Annotated in this window: 1 protein-coding gene and 2 pseudogenes; 1 reads left to right on the top strand and 2 read right to left on the bottom strand. The window is 64.8% G+C overall.

Annotation, left to right across the window (positions count from 1 at the left end):
• Positions 1 to 256 (bottom strand): annotated as a pseudogene (locus J1902_RS19500) (IS630 family transposase); the annotation flags it as partial.
• A gap of 49 nt (positions 257 to 305) precedes the next feature.
• Positions 306 to 584 (bottom strand): annotated as a pseudogene (locus tag J1902_RS19495) (helix-turn-helix domain-containing protein); the annotation flags it as partial.
• A gap of 1,221 nt (positions 585 to 1,805) precedes the next feature.
• Here J1902_RS19495 and J1902_RS17395 point away from each other — a divergent pair.
• A partial coding sequence (locus J1902_RS17395; RefSeq protein WP_207617626.1) for a chaplin family protein occupies positions 1,806 to 2,044 on the top strand: 239 nt, incomplete at its 3' end.

Raw genomic sequence — 2,044 nt, 5'->3', positions numbered from 1 at the left:
TGAGGAATTTCCTGAACTCGGTGGCCCGGTATTTGCGGTGCAGGCTGGAGATCACGGATCCGTCCGCGGTGTTCAGGGCCCTGAACAGGGTTGTGGTCCCGTGCCTGACATAGTCGTGGGTGCGTTTCTCCGGCATGCCGGGCATCACGGGGAACGCCGGCTGGAACCGGGCCAGTGCCTGGACCTGCGACTTCTCGTCCACGCTGAGCACCACGGCCGATTCCGGCGGGTTCAGGTAGAGGCCCCACCACGTCATAGACCTTCTCCACGAACAGGGGATCGTCGGAGGGCTTGAAGCCGTCGGTGCGGTGGGGCTTGAGTTCGAAAGACTTCCAGATCCGTCCGATCGTTGATTTTGACAGTCCCGACCGTTCGGCCATCTTCGCCCTTGACCAGTGCGTGGCATTCTTCGGCGTCGATTCCAGCGTCGCAACCACGACATCCTCTACCTGATCGGCAGTGATGCTGGCAGGACGGCCGGGCCTGGGATCATCGACCAGCCCGTCCAGCCGGCGCTCCAGAAAACGGCGCCGCCACTTCGCCACGGTATGAGGTTCGACTCCGCACCTGACGCCGACCTCCACGTTGGTCAGTCCCTCGGCGCTGGCCAGCACGATCCTGGAGCGCGTAGCCAGCGTCTGGGTCGGCAAGTACTCTGGACGCTCCCCACCGCACGAGCCTAAGCTATGGGCGATCGTCGATTTTTTCGGTGAAAGGGGGTGTTGCCCATGCTCATAGCAGCATTGTCATGGCGCGCGCTCCGGCCACTCCGGCCCGTGCTGATTGCTGGCGCTGCTGCAGTGGCTTGGCTGGCGTTCTCGGCACCTGCCGCCAGCGCTGACCCCAGCGCCGACCAAACATCTTTGCTCGGCGCCGCCAGATCGGTCGTTTCTTCGGCCAGTACCACCGTAGGCGGCACGCTGACGTCGCTTGGCAGCGGGGTAAGCTCTGTGACGGCTCCAACTCCGCTTCCGGCACCGGCTGCAGCACCGGCTCCTGATCCCGCACCTGCAGTGGCACCAGCCGGGCTGGTGCAGCCGATCCTGGGCGGCGGACTGACCGGCTTGGCGGACCAGCTGATAGGGGCCGTTCCGGCGCTGACCCAGATGGTTCCCCCGGATACGGTGACGACCATTACCGCACCTCTTTCGTCACTCGTGGACACCACGGTGGCAGGACTGGCGGAAGCCGTGCTTCCAGCGGTTGGCGATGTCGTCCCGGCCTTGGACTCGGTCCTCCAACCCGTCACTGACATGGTTACAGGCGGCACGCTCCCCTCTGTTCCACTTCCGGGCACCGATCCCATCGTCTCGACGTCACCGGTTCCACAGGGTTCCAGTGTGCCGGCGCTCCTGCCGGATCAGGCCGATTTAGGAACTGCCGCAGCGGATCCCGCCATCAACGGGGAATCCAGCCCGCAGCTTGGGGGTATGCCTGCTCTCGCGGCCACTGCCGTAGACACGTTTACTGGGGCCGTTCAAGCCTCTGCGGGCTCGCTTGGCCCTCCGGGCGGCGGAGACACGCCAGCACGGGAAGCGTTGCCTCCTGCACCTGGTTCAGGATCCGGAAGCGGGCATTCATCCTCTGGTCCGTCAGGCCCTGCGGCCTGGCTTTCGAATCCCTTCTTACATGTTCCGTTGACTGGTGCCGTTCCGGTCAGCGGTCCGCTTCAGCGTGTTCCTTCACCGGTGTCCTTCGACCCCGGTTCTTCCCCTGACTAGTTGGGTCCTTTCTGCCCTTCGCGCAGAAAACGGCCATTCGGGCTGCCTTGAGCGCCCAACAACAACTCTTCAGGAGAACCCAAAATGCACAAGAATACTCGCAGGGGGCTGCTTGGCACCCTCTTTGCCGGCGGGCTGCTTGCCCTCGGCGCCACCGCCGCCAGCGCGACGGACACCACGATCGGCTCGGACGGCATCCTGTCCGGCACGCAGATCATCGCCCCGATCAACATCCCCATCAATCTGGGCGCAGCGTCGTTGGGCCTGCTGGGTCAGTCAACGGCAACCAACACGGCTCCCGCGCCGGCGCCTGCTCCAGCACC

The sequence above is a fragment of the Arthrobacter cavernae genome (genome assembly GCF_017368795.1).
GTDB classification, from domain to species: Bacteria; Actinomycetota; Actinomycetes; order Actinomycetales; family Micrococcaceae; genus Arthrobacter; species Arthrobacter cavernae.
The sequence above is the reverse complement of the archived record's forward strand: the minus strand, read 5'-3'. Positions and strand labels throughout refer to the sequence as shown.